This window comes from Flavobacterium sp. LS1R10, assembly GCF_003968825.1.
In the GTDB taxonomy this organism is placed as follows: domain Bacteria; phylum Bacteroidota; class Bacteroidia; order Flavobacteriales; family Flavobacteriaceae; genus Flavobacterium.
The window spans coordinates 43955-63255 of sequence record NZ_RYDH01000005.1; the positions used below are offsets into that span (position 1 = coordinate 43955).

General features: G+C 35.9%; 16 protein-coding genes and 1 tRNA gene. 16 read left to right on the top strand and 1 reads right to left on the bottom strand.

Annotation, left to right across the window (positions count from 1 at the left end; genetic code table 11):
• The first annotated feature begins 191 nt into the window (after positions 1–191).
• The 16 genes from mraZ to thiL all read left to right on the top strand — a co-directional run bounded on the left by mraZ (position 192) and on the right by thiL (position 18542).
• On the top strand, positions 192–665 hold the full coding sequence (gene mraZ / locus EKL96_RS10105; RefSeq protein WP_126461708.1) for a division/cell wall cluster transcriptional repressor MraZ: 474 nt from the start codon (positions 192–194) through the stop codon (positions 663–665).
• The gene (gene rsmH / locus EKL96_RS10110; protein ID WP_199739603.1) at positions 640–1548 is read left to right on the top strand and encodes a 16S rRNA (cytosine(1402)-N(4))-methyltransferase RsmH; all 909 of its coding nucleotides are present in this window, start codon (positions 640–642) and stop codon (positions 1546–1548) included. The genes mraZ and rsmH overlap by 26 nt, the downstream gene beginning before the upstream one ends.
• Before the next feature lie 105 nt (positions 1549–1653).
• A complete protein-coding gene (locus EKL96_RS10115) occupies positions 1654–2001 on the top strand; it encodes an FtsL-like putative cell division protein (RefSeq protein ID WP_126452681.1) in 348 nt (115 codons plus the stop codon).
• Positions 1992–3995, top strand: a complete 2004-nt coding sequence (locus tag EKL96_RS10120; protein ID WP_126461714.1) for a peptidoglycan D,D-transpeptidase FtsI family protein — start codon at positions 1992–1994, stop codon at positions 3993–3995. The genes EKL96_RS10115 and EKL96_RS10120 overlap by 10 nt, the downstream gene beginning before the upstream one ends.
• Complete coding sequence (locus EKL96_RS10125; protein ID WP_126461717.1) at positions 3992–5455, top strand: UDP-N-acetylmuramoyl-L-alanyl-D-glutamate--2,6-diaminopimelate ligase; 1464 nt, start codon at positions 3992–3994, stop codon at positions 5453–5455. Before EKL96_RS10120 ends, EKL96_RS10125 begins: the two co-directional genes overlap by 4 nt.
• A 98-nt stretch (positions 5456–5553) precedes the next feature.
• Positions 5554–6783, top strand: a complete 1230-nt coding sequence (gene mraY, locus EKL96_RS10130) for a phospho-N-acetylmuramoyl-pentapeptide-transferase (protein WP_126461720.1) — start codon at positions 5554–5556, stop codon at positions 6781–6783.
• A gap of 1 nt (position 6784) precedes the next feature.
• Positions 6785–8116, top strand: coding sequence for a UDP-N-acetylmuramoyl-L-alanine--D-glutamate ligase (murD, locus tag EKL96_RS10135; protein ID WP_126461723.1), 1332 nt, complete (start codon positions 6785–6787; stop codon positions 8114–8116).
• A gap of 72 nt (positions 8117–8188) precedes the next feature.
• The gene (locus EKL96_RS10140) at positions 8189–9478 is read left to right on the top strand and encodes an FtsW/RodA/SpoVE family cell cycle protein (RefSeq protein WP_126461726.1); all 1290 of its coding nucleotides are present in this window, start codon (positions 8189–8191) and stop codon (positions 9476–9478) included.
• A 41-nt stretch (positions 9479–9519) separates the two neighbouring features.
• On the top strand, positions 9520–10623 hold the full coding sequence (gene murG / locus EKL96_RS10145; protein ID WP_126461729.1) for an undecaprenyldiphospho-muramoylpentapeptide beta-N-acetylglucosaminyltransferase: 1104 nt from the start codon (positions 9520–9522) through the stop codon (positions 10621–10623).
• A gap of 51 nt (positions 10624–10674) precedes the next feature.
• Positions 10675–12024: a UDP-N-acetylmuramate--L-alanine ligase gene (gene murC, locus EKL96_RS10150; protein WP_126461732.1), complete on the top strand. Its 1350-nt coding sequence runs from the start codon at positions 10675–10677 to the stop codon at positions 12022–12024.
• Complete coding sequence (locus tag EKL96_RS10155; protein WP_126461735.1) at positions 12011–12733, top strand: cell division protein FtsQ/DivIB; 723 nt, start codon at positions 12011–12013, stop codon at positions 12731–12733. Before murC ends, EKL96_RS10155 begins: the two co-directional genes overlap by 14 nt.
• A gap of 6 nt (positions 12734–12739) precedes the next feature.
• Positions 12740–14128: a cell division protein FtsA gene (ftsA, locus tag EKL96_RS10160; RefSeq protein WP_126461738.1), complete on the top strand. Its 1389-nt coding sequence runs from the start codon at positions 12740–12742 to the stop codon at positions 14126–14128.
• Positions 14129–14179: 51 nt separating this feature from the next.
• On the top strand, positions 14180–16123 hold the full coding sequence (gene ftsZ, locus EKL96_RS10165) for a cell division protein FtsZ (protein ID WP_126461740.1): 1944 nt from the start codon (positions 14180–14182) through the stop codon (positions 16121–16123).
• A gap of 267 nt (positions 16124–16390) precedes the next feature.
• On the top strand, positions 16391–16840 hold the full coding sequence (locus EKL96_RS10170) for a GatB/YqeY domain-containing protein (RefSeq protein ID WP_126461743.1): 450 nt from the start codon (positions 16391–16393) through the stop codon (positions 16838–16840).
• A 71-nt stretch (positions 16841–16911) separates the two neighbouring features.
• Positions 16912–16985, top strand: a tRNA-Arg gene (locus EKL96_RS10175).
• A gap of 510 nt (positions 16986–17495) precedes the next feature.
• On the top strand, positions 17496–18542 hold the full coding sequence (gene thiL / locus EKL96_RS10180) for a thiamine-phosphate kinase (RefSeq protein WP_126461746.1): 1047 nt from the start codon (positions 17496–17498) through the stop codon (positions 18540–18542).
• Between the two features lie 61 nt (positions 18543–18603).
• Here thiL and EKL96_RS10185 read toward each other — a convergent pair whose 3' ends face one another.
• Complete coding sequence (locus EKL96_RS10185) at positions 18604–19299, bottom strand: response regulator (RefSeq protein WP_126461750.1); 696 nt, start codon at positions 19297–19299, stop codon at positions 18604–18606.
• Between the last annotated feature and the right edge of the window lie 2 nt (positions 19300–19301).

Sequence of the window (19301 nt, forward strand, 5' to 3'; positions counted from 1 at the left end):
TTGGTTTTGGCAGTCTTTTTTCTATAACGATCTCTTTCTTACAAATTAAGCAGAATGGGTTAATGGCCTGATTGTCCAAAAAGTAAGGGTTTTTGTTTGAAAGTGGTTAAACTTATTAACAAAGTGGGGTATAGTGGTAGATAGTGGTAATATTTTTTATATTTTTGCTCAACATCATTTAATATTTTTTCTTGGATACAATTATTGGAACATATGAATGTAAAGTTGATGCTAAAGGAAGGGTGCTGTTGCCGGCGCCTTTGAAAAAGCAATTGGCACCTTCACTTCAAAACGGATTTGTTTTGAAGCGTTCCGTTTTTCAGCCCTGTCTGGAGTTATATCCCATGGAGGAGTGGAATGTAATGATGCGAAAAATCAATAAACTCAATCGATTTGTAAAGAAAAACAATGACTTCATCCGCAGGTTTACTGCAGGCGTAAAAGTGGTTGAGATCGATGCATTAGGACGATTATTGGTGCCTAAAGATTTAGTAGTTTTTGCCAGTATTACAAAAGAGGTGGTGTTTTCGTCAGCCGTAAACATTGTGGAAATTTGGGATAAAGAATGGTATGAAAAATCAATAAATGGGGAAGATGTTGATTTTGCAGATTTAGCAGAGGAAGTAATGGGAAATATAAATGACAACGACGATGGAATATCATAATCCGGTTTTGCTTCAGGCATCAGTAGATGGTTTAAATATTAAGCCAGATGGCATTTATGTTGATGTCACTTTTGGGGGTGGCGGTCATTCAAAAGAAATTTTGAAAAGGCTAGGGCCGGATGGAAAGTTGTTTGCTTTTGATCAGGACGAAGATGCATTAGCAAATGCTTTGCCGGACGAAAGATTTACGCTGATTAACGAGAATTTTCGTTTTGTAAAGCGGTTCTTGCGTTTTTACGGTGTGAAAAGTGTGGATGGTATCTTAGCAGATTTAGGTGTTTCATCGCATCAGTTTGATGTTCCGGAAAGAGGGTTTTCGACTCGTTTTGATGCCGATCTGGATATGCGAATGAGTCAAAAAAATGATTTGAATGCCTATAAAGTGGTCAATGAATATGATGAAGCAAATCTAAAAAGAGTGTTTTTGGATTATGGCGAATTGAAAAATGCTCCTGCTTTGGCAAGAACAATTGTTGAGGCGAGAGAGCTGCAACCAATCAAAACAACAGATGAGTTGAAAGCCGTTTTGGCGCGATATTTACCGGAAAGAGTTCGAAATAAAATATTAGCCCAAATATATCAGGCCATTCGAATTGAGGTAAATCAGGAAATGGATGTTTTGAAAGAGTTTTTAGAGCAATCTCTGGAAATATTAAATCCAGCAGGGAGATTAAGTGTAATATCCTATCATTCCTTAGAAGATAGATTGGTAAAAAGATTTATCAAAAACGGAATGTTCGAAGGAGAGCCGGAAAGAGATTTTTTTGGTAACTTTTCTGTTCCTTTTAAAACCATTGGTAAACTAACAGTTCCGAATGCCGAAGAAATAAAAGCAAATAACAGAGCGCGAAGTGCAAAATTAAGAATTGCTGAAAAAATATAATCCCCACCCGGCCTCCCCAAAAGGGAGGAGCCAAACAGGAAAAATAAATATTAACTTTTAATATCTCGGCTCCCTCTCCTTTGGAGGGGGTCGGGGAGAGGACAAATGAAAAACGGAGTGTATAGCATATTGAAAGCGAAGTTTCTTATTGATGATGATGCTGTCAAAAACTGGCGGTTCATTGTTTTTATCCTTTTGTTAGCTATTGTTATGATTGCAAATACTCAGCGATTTGAGCAAAAAGTATTTAAAATTACGGAGCTCACCGGACGGGTTAAAGAGTTGCGTTCCGAATTTGTAGATCGGCGGTCTGAGTTAATGAAATTAAAAATGGAATCAACGGTTTCTGAAAAAATGATAGAAAAAGAAATCTTTCCTTCAACAGTTCCGCCAATTAAAATAAAAGTTAAAAAAGAGGAAGATAAAAGCTTCTTTAAAAAATTATGGCAGTAGAAGATAAATACATATCCTACAGAATTTATCTGGTCGCATTTGGAATTTTCCTGATGGCGATCGCGATAGCCGTAAAATTAACAAATATTCAATGGGTAGAGGGTGATTATTATAGAAAATTAGCCAAACAAAGAACCGTTAAAAATTTTATTATTCCGGCCAATAAGGGGAATATTTATTCTGCTGATGGAAGTCTTTTGGCTACATCAATTCCAAATTATGAAATACGCTTTGATGCACTTGCTTCAAAAACAGAATTATTTGAGAAGAATGTGAAACCATTATCAGACTCTTTGGCTCTATTGTTAGGGAAATCAGCAAATTATTTTGAAAATGAATTAAGAAAAGCCCGGGGCAATAAAAACAGATATTATTTAGTGGCCCGAGATTTAAGTTATACAGAATATGTTAGAATCAAAGGGTTTCCTTTATTTAATCTTGGTGCTTATAAAGGAGGAATTATTGTAGAACAGGAAACCATAAGAGAGCATCCTATTGGGAAAATTGCAGAACGTACTGTAGGGTATGAGCGAACATCAAACGGGCAATCGCTGGATGGAAAAGGAATCGAATGGGCTTTTAGGAACTATCTAAATGGTAAAGACGGTAAAATATTAAAACAGAAAATAGCCAAGGGACAGTGGAAACCCATACGTGATGTTAATGAAGTAGACCCTCAGGACGGCTATGATGTTATATCAACAATTGATGTTTATATTCAGGATATCGCACATCATGCTTTGCTTAAACAGTTGGAATTGTATCAGGCAGATCATGGTTCTGTAGTGGTTATGGAAACTAAAACGGGTCATGTGAAAGCAATTTCTAATTTAGGAAGAGCAAAAGACGGAACGTACTACGAAACCACTAATTACGCAGTAGCGGAGTCTCATGAACCGGGTTCTACCTATAAATTAGCGGATTTGATGGCACTTCTGGAAGATAAAAAAGCGGATACCAGTTCTGTTTATGACAGCAAAGGAGGAGTCGTTGTATATTCAGGTAAAAAAGTGCGTGATTCCCACAAAGGCGGTTATGGAAAAATTTCTTTAGCAAGAGGTTTTGAACTTTCGTCTAATACCATCATGGTTCAGGCGGTGTATGAAGCGTACAAAAATAACCCGTCGCAATTTGTCAATCATCTTAATGATTTTGGATTAAACAAAACTTTAGGGCTCTCCATCAAAGGGGAGGGCGTGCCTTATATCCCTCAGCCAGGCGATAAAAACTGGTCAAACATTTCGCTTCCTTGGATGGCTTTTGGATATGGAGTCCACATAACTCCCATGCAGACACTGGCATTTTATAATGCGGTTGCCAATGATGGGGAAATGGTAAAGCCTCAATTTGTTTCTGAAATAAAAGAATGGAACAGAACCATCAAAAAATATGAGAAAGAAGTTTTGAATCCAAGAATTTGTTCCCCACAAACTATTTCCAAATTAAGGGCAGTTCTGGCAAATGTTGTCAAAAAAGGAACGGCTTCTAAATTATATTCAAAAGATTTTTCGATGGCAGGAAAAACAGGAACAGCGGCGGTGAATTACGGAAAGGCTGGAGGAACTGGAAAATATTATGCGTCGTCTTTTGTGGGCTACTTCCCGGCAGACAAACCAATGTATTCTTGTATAGTTGTGGTGCATAAACCAAGTACAGCGCTAAATAATTATTACGGTGCGGATGTGGCTGGGCCCGTTTTTAAGAGAATCGCACAAAAAATATTTACCGATGCCCCTTCGACAAATGAAATTAAAAATTTAGATAGAAAGATACCAAAACAAGAAAATAATTATGATTCTTATTTTGTGAAATCTCAGAACAAACAACAGTTTATACCCAATGTAAAAGGAATGCCAGGAATGGATGCTGTTGCTTTATTAGGAAATTTGGGAGTCAAAGTAAAGGTCGTAGGAGTTGGAAAAGTGAAAAAACAGTCGCTTGAAGCAGGTCAAAATATTCTAAAAAACACAACGATACTATTGGAATTATCATGAGTATACTAAAAGACATATTATACAAAGTAGCCATTGAAGCCGTAATGGGTTCGACGGATATTGCTGTAAACAAAATAGATTTCGATTCTAGAAAAATTGAGTCTAACGATGTTTTTGTAGCAATTCGTGGGTCAATATCAGACGGTCATGATTTTATAGGAAAAGCAATCGCATTAGGAGCAGTTGCGGTGATTTGTGACACATTTCCGGAAATTATTGAAAAAGGAATTACGTACGTTCAGGTAAAAGATACGAATTCAGCCTTGGCATTTATGGCCTCTAATTATTTTGGGGATCCTTCTAAGAACCTGAAATTGGTTGGAATTACAGGAACAAACGGGAAAACCACAATTGCTTCTTTGTTGTATCAATTGTTTAAAAAGGCAGGGTTTAAAGTGGGATTGCTCTCAACAGTTAAAATTTTAGTTGATGATATTGAATATAAAGCCACACACACGACTCCGGATTCGATTACTATAAATTACTATTTGAATGAAATGGTCAAAAATGGAGTCGACTATTGTTTTATGGAAGTCAGTTCTCATGGTATTCACCAAAAAAGAACCGAAGCCTTGCATTTTGTAGGGGGTATTTTTACTAATTTGTCTCATGATCATTTGGATTATCATCCAACGTTTGCAGAATACAGAGATGTAAAAAAGGCCTTCTTTGATAATTTGCCTAAAACTGCCTTCGCATTATCGAATATTGATGATAAAAATGGGCAAGTAATGTTACAAAATACAACAGCCAAAAAATGTACGTATGCCTTAAAATCGTATGCGGATTATAAAGCGAAAATCCTGGAAAATCAATTGTCCGGTTTGTTGTTGAAAATAAACGGAAATGAAGTTTGGGTTAAGCTGATAGGAACATTTAATGCGTATAATTTAGTAGCTATTTATGGAGCGGCAGTCGAATTAGGAATGGAAAGTCTGGAAGTACTTCGTTTATTGTCGGATTTAGAAAGTGTTTCGGGACGTTTCCAATTTATTGTTTCTGCTTCAAATATTACCGCTATTGTAGATTATGCCCATACGCCGGATGCTTTAGAAAATGTACTAAAAACCATCAATGACATTCGCGCCAAAAATGAACAGTTGATCACCGTTGTGGGGTGCGGTGGTAATAGAGACAAAAGCAAGCGCCCTATTATGGCCGGAATTGCCGCTGAATGGAGTGATACAGCAATTTTCACTTCGGATAATCCAAGAAATGAAAATCCGGAAGTGATTATCACCGAAATGGAACACGGTGTAGCCGCTCAAAACTATAAAAAAGTGCTGTCAATAACCGATAGAAAGCAAGCCATAAAAACCGCATGTCAATTGGCACAGCCCAACGATATTATTTTAATTGCTGGGAAAGGGCATGAGACGTATCAGGAAATAAATGGAATTCGCCTTGATTTTGATGACATGGAAATAGTTAAAAAAACACTAGGCCAACTGGGAAAATAAAAGTTTAACCGGAGTAACTGTTTATTTGTTTATGGGAATATCCAAATAACCGATTAACCAAATAACCAAAAAAAGATAAACCAAATAAACAAAGAGATATGCTATACTATTTATTTGAATATTTAGACAAAACACTTGACGTTCCGGGAACCGGTGTTTTTCAGTACATCACTTTTAGATCTGCATTAGCATTGATGCTTTCGTTGTTGTTATCAACAATTTACGGAAAAATTATAATTCGCTTTTTGCAAAGACAGCAAGTGGGTGAAACCGTGCGAGAGCTTGGTTTAGCTGGTCAGAACGAAAAAGCGGGAACGCCGACCATGGGTGGATTAATCATTATTTTTGCTACGCTGGTACCGGTATTATTATTTGCAAAATTGCATAATATCTACATTGTGTTATTGATTGTTACCACGCTTTGGATGGGGACTATTGGTTTTATAGATGATTATATTAAAATTTTCAAAAGAGACAAACAAGGATTAAAAGGAATATTTAAGGTTGTTGGTCAAGTGGGTTTAGGTCTCATTGTGGGAACCGTCTTGTATTTTCATGCCGGGGTTACAGTGAGAACGGATATTGGTAAAGCCAATGTTTTCAAGGCTTCTACTGAAAATGTAGTTTTTCAAGCGCCGCTCGAAGAAAAATCAACTGCAACAACGATTCCTTTTTTTAAAAATAATGAATTCGATTATGCGGAACTATTAGCATGGACTGGGGAAGGATATGAAAAATGGGCTTGGTTGATTTTTATTCCGGTTGTTATTTTTATTATCACCGCTGTTTCTAATGGAGCTAATTTGACTGATGGAATAGATGGTTTGGCAGCAGGAACATCCGCGATTTCAGTATTGGCACTGGGAATATTTACGTTTGTTTCGGGAAACATTATTTTCTCTAATTATCTGAACATCATGTATATCCCTAATTCAGGGGAAATGACAGTCTTTATTGCGGCTTTTGTTGGATCGTTAATCGGGTTTCTTTGGTACAATTCGTATCCGGCATCTGTTTTTATGGGTGATACAGGAAGTTTAACAATAGGCGGAATTATTGCAGTTCTGGCAATTGCAGTCCGCAAAGAAATGCTGATTCCTTTATTGTGCGGAATTTTTCTTGTCGAAAATTTATCTGTGATTCTTCAGGTCAGTTATTTCAAGTATACCAAGAAACGCTTTGGCGAAGGCCGAAGAATATTTTTAATGTCGCCTTTGCATCACCATTATCAGAAAAAGGGCTATCACGAAAGTAAAATTGTGACCCGGTTTTGGATTGTTGCCATCATGCTGGCCATTTTGTCAATCGTTACTTTAAAATTAAGATAACATGAGGCTAGTAATTTTAGGTGGAGGCGAAAGCGGTGTTGGCACTGCTATTCTGGGTAAGAAAAAAGGATATGATGTTTTTGTGTCTGATTTTGGAAAGATAAAAGAGAATTACAAAGAGGTTCTTCTTATTAATGAAATAACCTGGGAAGAGCAGCTGCATACGGAAGAATTGATTTTGAATGCTGATGTGGTGATGAAAAGTCCCGGAATTTCGGATAATTCTCCAATTGTAAAAAAATTAAAGGAGAAAGGAATCTCGGTAATTTCTGAAATTGAGTTTGCTGCTCCTTACACTGAGGCTACCATTATAGGGATAACTGGGAGTAACGGAAAGACCACCACTACAATGCTGACACATCATTTGCTAAAAGCAGCGGGGCTAAATGTAGGATTGGGGGGCAATATAGGAAAGAGTTTTGCCTGGCAAGTTGCTGATAATAAATATGATTTGTATGTGCTTGAATTGAGTAGTTTTCAGCTGGACGGGATTGAAAATTTCAAACCGCATATTGCCATAATTACCAATATAAGCCCGGATCATCTGGATCGATATAATTATAAATATGAAAATTATATTGACGCAAAATTCAGGATTACGATGAATCAGACTCAGGAGGATTACCTCATTTATGATGCGGATGACGAAGCCATCAATGAATGGTTCAAAACACACACAACAAAGGCGAAATTAATTCCTTTTTCATTGACTAAAACATTCAACGAAGGAGCTTATATACAAAACAACAAAATGGAAATAAAGATTAATCAGGAAGAGTTTACAATGGACACCGAACACATTGCTTTAGAAGGGAAACATAACATGAAAAACGCAATGGCAGCAACTTCTGTGGCAAAATTAATGCAAATAAGAAAAGCTACAATTCGGGAGAGTCTTTCTAATTTTCAAGGAGTAGAACACCGTTTAGAAAAAGTTTTTAAAATCCAAAACGTGCAGTATATTAATGATTCTAAAGCAACGAATGTGAACGCTACTTTTTTTGCATTAGACAGTATGAATGCTCCTACGGTATGGATTGTGGGCGGGGTTGATAAAGGAAATGATTACAATGAATTGATGTCCTTAGTGCGTGAAAAAGTTAAAGCGATTATCTGCCTTGGTGTGGATAATAAAAAGATAATTGATGTTTTTGGGAATGTGGTTGACATGATGATTGAAGTGTCCAGTATGGATGATGCGGTGAGAATGGCACAACGAGTATCAGAAAAAGGAGACGTAGTGTTATTGTCCCCGGCATGTGCCAGTTTTGATTTATTTGAAAATTATGAGGACAGAGGAAATCAGTTTAAACTAGCCGTTAGAAATTTATAGAAAAAAGGTTTTAGGTTCTAGGTGCTAGGTTTTAGCGCCAAAATCCAAAACCAAAAAAAGCCAAAACCAAAAATGAAGCAACTAATAAACAATTTGAAAGGAGATAGAGTAATTTGGTCATTCGTGGCTTTATTGGCTTTGTTTTCCTTTATGCCTGTTTTTAGTGCGAGTAGTAACTTGGCCTATCTTGGTCGGGGAACCGGAAATACATTGGGCTATTTAGTCAAACATTTGGCTCATATTTGTATTGGTTTTTTAATTATTTACTGGGTTCATAAAGTACCGTATCATTATTTTCGGGCTATTTCTAAAGTAGGATTGCCCGTTGTTTGGGTTTTATTGGCCTACACATTAATCAAAGGAACAGTTATTGCCGGCGCTAATGCCAGTCGATGGATTCAGGTTCCGTTTATTGGGGTCACGTTCCAAACGTCAACATTGGCCTCAATAGTGTTGTTTATTTTTGTAGCGCGGTACTTGTCTAAAACCAGGGAAGTCCCTATTACTTTTAAGTCTTCTATTTGGGAGCTTTGGACGCCGGTATTCATTACCTTAATGTTTATTTTGCCAGCTAATTTCTCAACAACGGCATTGATTTTTTCGATGGTATTGATGTTGGTTTTTATTGGAAAATATCCTATCAAATACATTGCAGTCATTCTGGGTTCAGGAATTGTATTTCTGGCCTTTTTTATTCTGCTTTCAAAAGCGTTCCCTGATTCGAAATTTTTTAGTAGGGTAGGAACTTGGGGAAACAGAATTGAAAGTTTTACCACAGATAAACCAGAGGAAGACGATTACCAAATTGAAAAAGCGAAAATTGCAATTGCATCCGGAAAAATATACGGATTAGGTCCGGGGAAAAGCATTCAAAAGAACTTTTTGCCACAATCTTCTTCTGATTTTATTTTTGCAATTATTGTAGAAGAATATGGGCTCATTGGAGGTTTAGGCGTGCTTACACTATACTTATTGTTGTTGTTCCGATTTGTTATTGCCTCACACAAAGCCACCACGCTCTTTGGGAAATTAGTCGTCATAGGTTTGGGTTTCCCAATGATATTCCAGGCCATGGTCAACATGGCTGTTGCTGTAGAATTATTGCCGGTCACTGGACAAACATTACCCTTGATTAGCAGCGGAGGAAGTTCTATCTGGATGACGTGTTTTGCCCTTGGAATCATTATTAGTGTGACCAAAAAAGAAGAAGAGATCGTACAAGAATTGAAAGAAGCAGCCAAAAGGGAAGAAGCACTTCAGAAATTAATCGATAGGGAACTAGAAGAAGAAACAGTGGTTGAGGAATCCTATTCTATTGAAGATAAAGCGAAAAATCCATTGCAGGCAGTTTTAAATAAATAAGTTGTTTTATAAAAACACAATAACGCAGTAATTGATTGAAAATGAAACAGTATAAATTCATATTAAGTGGAGGTGGAACGGGTGGGCATATCTATCCGGCAATTGCTATTGCTAATGAATTGAAAACTCGTTTTCCGGACGCTGATTTCCTTTTTGTAGGGGCCAAAGATAAAATGGAAATGCAAAAAGTACCTCAGGCAGGCTACAAAATAATAGGGTTATGGATTGCAGGATTACAAAGGCGATTCACCTTTGATAACACTCTTTTTCCGATAAAACTGATTAGTAGTTTATTGAAATCACGTACTATAATCAAACAATTTAAACCAGATGTAGTAATAGGAACAGGTGGTTTTGCCAGTGGACCGTTGTTACAGATAGCAGCGCTTTGCGGAATTCCAACACTGATTCAGGAACAAAATTCCTTTCCAGGAATTACCAATAAATTGTTAAGCAAAAGAGCCAATAAGATTTGTGTGGCTTACGAGAATTTACAGCGATTTTTTCCGAAAGAAAAAATGATTTTGACTGGAAATCCAGTGCGTCAGGATTTAATTGATATTGACAGTAAAAGAGCGGAGGCAATTCGCTATTTTGATTTAGATCCCAATAAAAAAACGCTTTTGGTATTAGGAGGAAGTCTTGGTGCAAGAAGAGTAAATCAGTTGATTGCTAAAGAAATTCTAACTTTTTCAGCCCATAATGTACAAGTGATCTGGCAATGTGGGAAATTGTATTTTGAGGAGTATAAATATTGTCAAGAAAATGAAAACATACAAATTCATTCTTTTATTGACCGGATGGATTTAGTATATGCAGCAGCAGATTTTGTGATTTCCCGGGCAGGAGCATCTTCTGTTTCGGAATTATGCATTGTTGGTAAACCGGTGATTTTTATCCCTTCGCCTAATGTTGCAGAGGACCATCAAACTAAAAATGCGCAAGCTGTAGTAGATAAAAATGGAGCAATTCTGCTTAAAGAAAATCAACTGGACACACAATTTAGTGTTGTTTTTGAGTCCTTGGTCAATGATCCGGAAAAACAGAAAGAACTTAGTGAAAACATAAAACAGTTGGCTCTGCCAGAAGCAACAAAACAAATTGTAGATGAAATAATTAAATTAGTCCAAATCCGAAAGGCATAAAGTCAAATGACTTTAAAACTTTAAGGCTTTAAGACTTTAAGACATAAAAAAATGAACTTAAATCAAATACATAACGTCTATTTTATAGGGATTGGAGGAATCGGGATGAGTAATCTGGCTCGTTATTTTCGCAATTTGGGAAAGCAAGTTTCGGGTTATGATAAAACGCCTTCTGTTCTTACTACGGAGTTAATTGAAAGTGGAATTTCAATTCATTTCGAAGACAGTATTGATTTGATTCCAAAAGATTTTTATCTAGACAATACACTGGTAATTATTACTCCGGCTGTTCCTAAGACGCATTCTGAGTGGAATTTTTTTGTAGAAAGAAATTACCAAATCAAAAAAAGAGCCGAAGTTTTAGGGTTAATTACAAAAGACACCTTTTGTTTTGCGGTTGCCGGAACACATGGTAAAACAACTACATCAGGGATTTTAGGCCATCTTTTGTACGAAAGTGGTGCTGATGTTACCGCGTTTATTGGTGGAATAGTCGAAAATTATAATTCAAATTTAATAGGAAGCGGTTCAACCGTGACTGTAGTTGAAGCGGATGAATTTGACCGTTCCTTTTTGCATTTGCATCCTAATATTGCATGTATTACCTCAATGGATGCGGATCATTTAGATATTTATGGAACCAGTGAAGCAATAGAAGCTTCTTTCATTGAATTTGCTTCTAAAATAGAAGATAAAAACAATCTTTTCATAACAAAAGAATTGCCATTAGAAGGCATCACTTGTGCAGTAAACGAAGCGGCTGTTTACAAGGCATTTAATGTTAGAGTAGGAAACGGCAGTTACGTTTTTGATGTGCAAACGCCTACCGAAATAATTAGAGATTTACATTTTGGTTTACCGGGAAGACATAATTTAATGAATGCATTAATGGCTATTGCAATGGCTAACTTATTCGGCACCCCAACCGATGCCATTGCAAAAGGCATTGCATCATTCAAAGGAATAAAAAGAAGGTTTTCGTACCAAATAAAAACGGATAGAAAAGTATATATAGATGATTATGCGCATCATCCTACAGAGATAAATGCCGTGCATCAGGCAGTCAGCGAATTGTATCCAAATCAAAAAGTATTGGCTGTTTTTCAACCTCATTTGTTTAGTAGAACCAGAGATTTTGTGGATGATTTTGCTAAAAGTTTATCCGCCTTTGATGAGGTTGTTTTATTAGATATTTATCCGGCTCGTGAATTGCCAATGGAGGGTGTTAACGCACAATGGTTGATGAGTAAAATGACTAATAACCATAAAAAAATAGTTTCTAAAGAGGATTTAATTCCAACAATTTTAGCAAGCAATGCTACTGTAATAGTAACAATTGGAGCAGGAGATATTGGAGAATTAGTACCAATCATAAAAAAAGCGATACATGAAAGTATTTAATTGGACCAATATTAGATTATTGCTCATGGTTGTGGTAGTGATTTTTCTTTTTTCGTTTACATCAGATCGAAATAAAAATAGAAAACTGTCTAAATCTGTCGTTGTTTTTGTAGGGGATAACGCTCCTTTTGTGCGGCAAGAAACGGTTGATAAATTGTTAATAGAAAATAAAAAAGAGGCATCAAGCATTCAAAAAGTTAATTTAGATTTGAATAAGTTGGAATCCACTCTCGATGCACATGCGATGATTGAAAAATCACACGTATTTGTAACCATTGACGGGGTGTTAAAAGCAGTAGTCAAACAAAAAAAACCTATTGCTAGAGTTTTTGGTGATGAAGGTTCTTTTTACATTGATTACGAAGGGAATAGAATGCCGTTATCAACTAATTTTACAGCAAGAGTTCCGCTTGTTTCAGGGAGAATAAATAAAAACAACAACGAAGATTTAACTAGTTTACTTCGCATGATTTATGAAGATGATTTTTTGAAAAAAAACATCATTGGAGTTCAAATTATGCCAAATGGAAGCTTAAAAATGTTAAACAGAAATTTTGACTATCAAATAGATTTTGGTAAATTGATACATGTAGCGCATAAATTTAAAAATTATAAAGCTTTTTTTCAAAAAGCGGTTTTAGACAGTTCGTTGTATAAATATAAGAAAATTGACCTCCGATTTACGGAACAAGTAGTTTGCACTAAATAATAGATAATGGAAAAAGAGAATATTGCAGTAGGTCTAGATATTGGGACAACTAAAATAGTTGCCATGATAGGCAAGAAGAATGAATATGGCAAACTAGAAATTTTAGGTGTAGGAAAATCTAAAAGTTTAGGTGTAGCAAGAGGCGTGGTAAATAATATTACTCAAACCATACAGTCAATACAGCAAGCGATTCAAGAAGCCGAAAATAATTCAGGTTATAAAATAAAAGATGTAGTGGTAGGAATCGCGGGACAACACATCCGCAGTATTCAGCATACTGATTATATCAGTAGAAGCAATCCCGAAGAAGTAATTGGAGGGAATGACATTCAGCTTTTGATTGATCAAGTAAATAAATTGGCCATGTTGCCAGGGGAAGAAATCATACATGTTTTGCCGCAAGAATTTAAAATTGACGGACAATCCGAAATCAAAGAGCCTATAGGAATGTATGGCGGACGATTAGAGTCTAGTTTTCATGTTGTAGTGGGGCAAGCTTCATCGATACGTAATGTAGGCAGATGCATTCAAAGTTCCGGAATCGAATTATCAGGTTTAACATTAGAACCATTGGCTTCAGCAGATGCCGTTTTGAGTCAGGAAGAAAAAGAAGCTGGAGTTGCATTGATCGATATTGGTGGAGGAACAACAGATTTGGCTATTTTTAAAGATGGTATTATTCGTCACACAGCGGTAATTCCTTTTGGTGGTAATGTCATTACGGAAGATATCAAAGAAGGATGCTCGATTATTGAAAAACAAGCTGAATTGTTGAAAGTTAAATTTGGTTCTGCTTGGCCAGGAGAAAATAGAGACAACGAAATTGTTTCCATTCCGGGATTAAGAGGCAGAGAACCAAAAGAAATTTCGTTAAAGAATCTTTCCAAAATAATTCATGCGCGTGTTGTTGAGATCGTAGATCAAGTATTTACAGAGGTAAAAGCATACGGTCATGAAGATCCTCGCAAAAAGCTAATTGCAGGGATAGTGCTGACTGGCGGAGGTGCCCAATTGAAACACATCAAGCAATTAGTAGAATACATTACTGGGATGGATACCAGAATTGGATATCCAAATGAACATCTAGCAGGGAATTCTGACGAGGAGATTTCAAGTCCTTTGTACGCAACAGCTGTTGGGTTAGTAATGAAAAGTATTGAGAATAAATCACAGAGTGCAGTTAGAAAAGATGCTGTAGAGCAACCAAGAACATTGGCTTACAGGGCAGCCGCGGCTGAAAATCTTGTGTATGAAATTCCTGAAAAAGAGGAAGAGGAAGGGGAAGAAGGTCAGAATTCAAAAGAAAAACAGAATTCTACCGTAAACAGAATACAGAAAAATTTCTTTGATCGTTATGTTGATAAGATTAAAGACTTTCTGGATAATGCAGAATAGACAGTAAAAACATTCACAAGAATTAATAATAAATATCAAAAACCAAATAAAATGATGAGCAACTCAGAATTTGGAAGTATTTCATTTGATTTACCAAAAAACCAATCAAATGTAATCAAAGTTATTGGTGTAGGTGGAGGCGGAAGTAACGCTATCAATCACATGTTTAAACAAGGGATCAAAGGCGTAGATTTTATCGTATGTAATACGGATTCTCAAGCTTTACAGAGTAGTTCTGTGCCTAATAAAATTCAGCTAGGAGTACACTTAACCGAAGGACTTGGTGCAGGAGCAAACCCGGATGTTGGACAGCAATCAGCTATTGAAAGCATTTCCGAGATTGAAAAAATGTTGGATCGCAATACTAAAATGGTATTTATCACAGCCGGAATGGGTGGTGGTACTGGTACGGGTGCTGCACCAGTAATTGCACAATTGGCTAAAGAAAGAGACATTCTTACGGTGGGTATTGTGACTTTGCCTTTCTTGTTTGAAGGGAAAGTGCGTCAGGAACAAGCCTTAATTGGTATCGAAAAATTACGCAAACAAGTCGATTCTTTAATTGTTATCAATAATAATAAATTAAGAGAAGTATATGGAAATCTTGGTTTCAAAGCAGGGTTTTCAAAAGCAGATGAAGTTTTGGCGACAGCCTCAAGAGGTATTGCCGAAGTAATTACGCATCACTACACCCAGAATATCGATTTAAGAGATGCGAAAACAGTATTGTTTAATAGCGGAACGGCTATTATGGGATCTTCTGTTTCTTCAGGTGAAAACAGAGCTAAGGAAGCGATTATCGCCGCTTTAGATTCTCCTTTGTTGAATGACAATAAAATTACAGGTGCCAAAAACGTATTGTTGCTTATCGTTTCTGGAACTAATGAAATTACCATTGACGAAATAGGAGAGATTAATGATCACATACAAGTGGAAGCAGGCCATAACGCTAACATTATCATGGGAGTTGGTGAAGATGAATCTCTGGGAGACGCTATTGCTGTGACCATTATTGCCACAGGATTTGATATCGAACAACAAAACGAAATTGTAAATACAGAACCAAAAAAAATAATACATACACTAGGGGACGAACAGCGAAGTGTTCATAATCTAACCAACAAGACAGTTGCTGCATTTGATTTGAATATGGAATCACCATCGACTAATTCAAATGAGAGAGTTATTTTTGATTTATTAGAAGATACAGTAGCTGCTCCTGAGCCAGTGGTAACGGTGCCAGTCATTAATAACGAAGAACTAATCGTTATGTCTGAATTTATCAAAAATTTAGATGTGACTTTTGAAATTGTTTCTCCAATAACAGATATTGATTTTACAATCACATCACCTGTGGCCGAGGTTAAAGAGCTAAAGACTATTCAGCCAAAAGCAGTAGAAAGACAGGAACAAACTACATTCTCCTTTGATCTGCCACTTTTTAAAACAGCGCCTGTAGTTCCGGTAGAGGCCAGTAAAATTTTATTTGAATTGACTCCAGAAACGAGTGATATAAGAGTAAATGAAGCCGTTCAATTTGTTCCGGTAACTGAATTGACAGATAACGGAATCATTAAATATTCTCTTGAAGAATATATGGAGCCAGAAAATGATTTCATGGCAAAACCAGTAGCGAAAACTCCAGAGGTTGTAATTCCGGAGGAATTAAATATTACCATGAAACAAGTTGACAGCGCAGCGCTGGTTCCAGTTGACTTTCAAGCAATTTCGCCTACTGAAATGACTATCGAAGAATCATTGCGAATGAGAGCGGATGAAAGAAGGAAAAAATTAAAAGAATTCAATTATAAGTTTCATAACAATGTCTCTAAAATTGAAGAATATGAAAAAGAACCGGCTTACAAAAGATTAGGAATAGACATTTCAAACCATCAAGCTAATAATACGAATTCTAGAATTTCTGTAGGAACGGATAGTAATAATGATTTGCAGCTGCGTTCAAATAATTCATACTTACACGATAACGTGGATTAATGAACTCAAAATAAACTAAGTAACCCGAAAATTTAATTTGATTTTCGGGTTACTTTTTTTGTGTAATCTGAACAAGGCAATTTGTTGTTAATTCCAGTAAATTTTTTTAAATTTGTCGGGCATTAAAAAAGCGGTTGTTTCAAGTCCCGCAAAAAAAGCAGGAGCCTTTACTACCCTTTCGAACATTCAGAAAAGTAGTGGTTTTATAATGAGCATTTCAATAATCGATTTGATAAATAATCGATTAATAAATAAACACTAAATATTATGAGTTTATCAATACACATCATGGACGAAATTAAAACCGCCATGAGAGCCAAAGACACAGTTGCTCTAGAAGCCTTAAGAGCTATTAAATCTGAAATTTTACTAGCGCAAACCGCTACAGGATCAAAAGAAGAAATCTCAGAGGATGATGAAATAAAATTGCTTCAAAAATTAGTAAAAACCCGTAAGGATAGCGCTAAAATTTTTACAGAACAAAATCGTTTGGATTTGGCTGAACCAGAATTAGCACAAATAGCAGTAATAGAAAAATTCTTGCCAGCACAATTAAGCGAAGCAGAAGTAGAAGCTGTAGTAGCAAAAATCATTGCCGAAACTGGTGCCGCAGGCATTGCAGCAATGGGAAAAGTAATGGGATTGGCCGCAGCACAATTAGGTGGAACTGCTGAGGGGAAAACGATCTCTACTATAGTTAAAAAATTATTGACATAGATTTATGATTTAAGAGCAACAGTTTTATATATAGGATATAAAACTGTTGCTGAATAATCTGAAATAATATTGACTGCGTAGTTCAACTGGATAGAATATCAGATTTCGACTCTGAGGGTTGCAGGTTCGAACCCTGCCGTGGTCACTTTAATACCCTGTTTACAGTACTTAACAAACATTTTAGTTAACATTTAGTTAGCCATTTTAAAAAACACTCATTTTCTGGGTGTTTTTTTAGTTCATATAAGTAACTGAAATAAATTAAAATTCCCCTCTAATATTAAAAAAAAATCTGATTAATCAACTATTAATAGAATTTAATTAAATAATGTTTACACGCACGTAACAGATAATGCAATATTCAATATAATTCTATTGATTGATTTTATACACGCGTAACAGATAGGTGCAAACCTTTATTTTTACGCTTGTTTAATTTGAATTTAATTAGGTAATGCAAAAAAATCGCTCATCTCTGAACGGTTGTTTTTACATCATAAGTGAATTTTCAATTATGCCCAACGGGTAACGATATCAAATAATTTCATTTTGTCCGATTTAAGTATTTGAAAGTTCGAATGAAATTAATGAAAATTGGAACAAATCAAGGCGAATATTTCTTTGTATATTTGCAACCTCAAAAATAATTTAAATAATGATCGAAGATAAAAACCCACAACGCACAAGTATTGCTCAGTTAGGCGAATTTGGATTGATTGCCCATTTGACAAAAAACTTCAAAATCAATCAGCCTTCAACTTTAAAAGGAATTGGCGATGACGCCGCTGTTTTGGATTTCAAAGATAAAAGAGTAGTAGTTTCGACGGATTTATTGATAGAAGGTGTGCATTTTGATTTGGCATACATGCCCTTAAAACATTTGGGCTACAAAGCGGTAGTGGTCAATGTTTCTGATATTTGCGCCATGAATGCTAAACCCACGCAAATCACGGTTTCAGTAGCAGTCTCTAATCGTTTTCCTTTAGAAGCTTTGGATGAATTGTTTGCAGGAATTACGCATGCTGCAAATGAATACAATGTAGATGTTATCGGTGGGGATACGACTTCCTCCCAGAAAGGGTTAATCATCAGTATAACTGCCATTGGCGAAGCAGATGAAAATGAAATCGTGTATAGAAATGGTGCCAAACAAACAGATTTATTAGTCGTAACTGGCGATATTGGGGCTGCTTATATGGGGTTGCAAGTTTTGGAACGCGAAAAGCAAGTGTTTCAGGTGAATCCAAATTCACAACCGGATTTAGATGCGTACACATATTTAATTGAACGACAATTGAAACCGGAAGCACGCAAAGATGTTCGTACTCTATTGCACGCTTTAGAAATAAGACCAACTTCAATGATTGATATTTCAGATGGATTATCGTCTGAGATTATGCATTTGTGCAAACAATCTAAGGTAGGGTGTAATTTATACGAAGACAAACTACCAATTGATCCAACATTTATTAATGTTTGTGAAGAATTCGATATCGACAGTACCACTGTTGCCATAAACGGAGGCGAAGATTATGAATTGCTTTTCACTATTGCCATGGACGATTTTGAAAAAATCAAAGGGAATCCAAACTTTACAATCATTGGGCACATGACACAAGAAAGCGAAGGCATTCATTTAGTGACTCGTGCCAACACGAAAATAGCATTGAAAGCTCGTGGTTGGGATGCTTTGAGTGAATAGAAATCTCTTTAAAACAAATAAAAAACGACACCTATTAAGTGTCGTTTTTTATTTGATAAAATTAAAATAGCAATCCTTTGTTTTTAGCTTCCTGGACTAAATCAATATCGCTTCCATGTTCTATTTTTAATAATTCTTTTAAATTCAGTTTGCGTTGCTCAATTGCTCCAAGTGAAATTGGAATATATTGTGGAATGTCATTCAGCTTGGTTCCTTTTGATATATGAAACAAAATATCTTTATCAAATTGATCAATTTCTATTGTATTTTCCTCTGCCTGATTCAACATTTTTAAAACGGACTGGCTGTAATATTTTTCGTTTTTTATAACCTTATCGAAAGCAAAAATTAATTCATCAAAAGTTAAATCGTTTTTTATAACCAGTCCACTTGGATTTATTGTTTTGATAATGGTTTTTATCTTCAACAATTCGGTATACATGGTTAGTAATATAATTTTGCAGTTTGGCATGTATTCTAATATTAATTTTGCCAAATCCTCGCCGGAATAAATATTTTTTTCTTCATAAGGCGGCATACTAATATCTAAAAAAGCAATGTCAAATGGCACAACAGCTGGATTGGTAATAATATGGTAGGCTGATTCGCAATCTTTTGCTTTAGTTATAAGAAACTCGAATTCCTCCGGATTATACCTCGTAATTGCATTTTTATATCCTTCTATTATAAAAGGATGGTCGTCAACTATTAATATTTCATTCTTTGTTTTTACTGTATCAACGGAATCATTAGCCATTT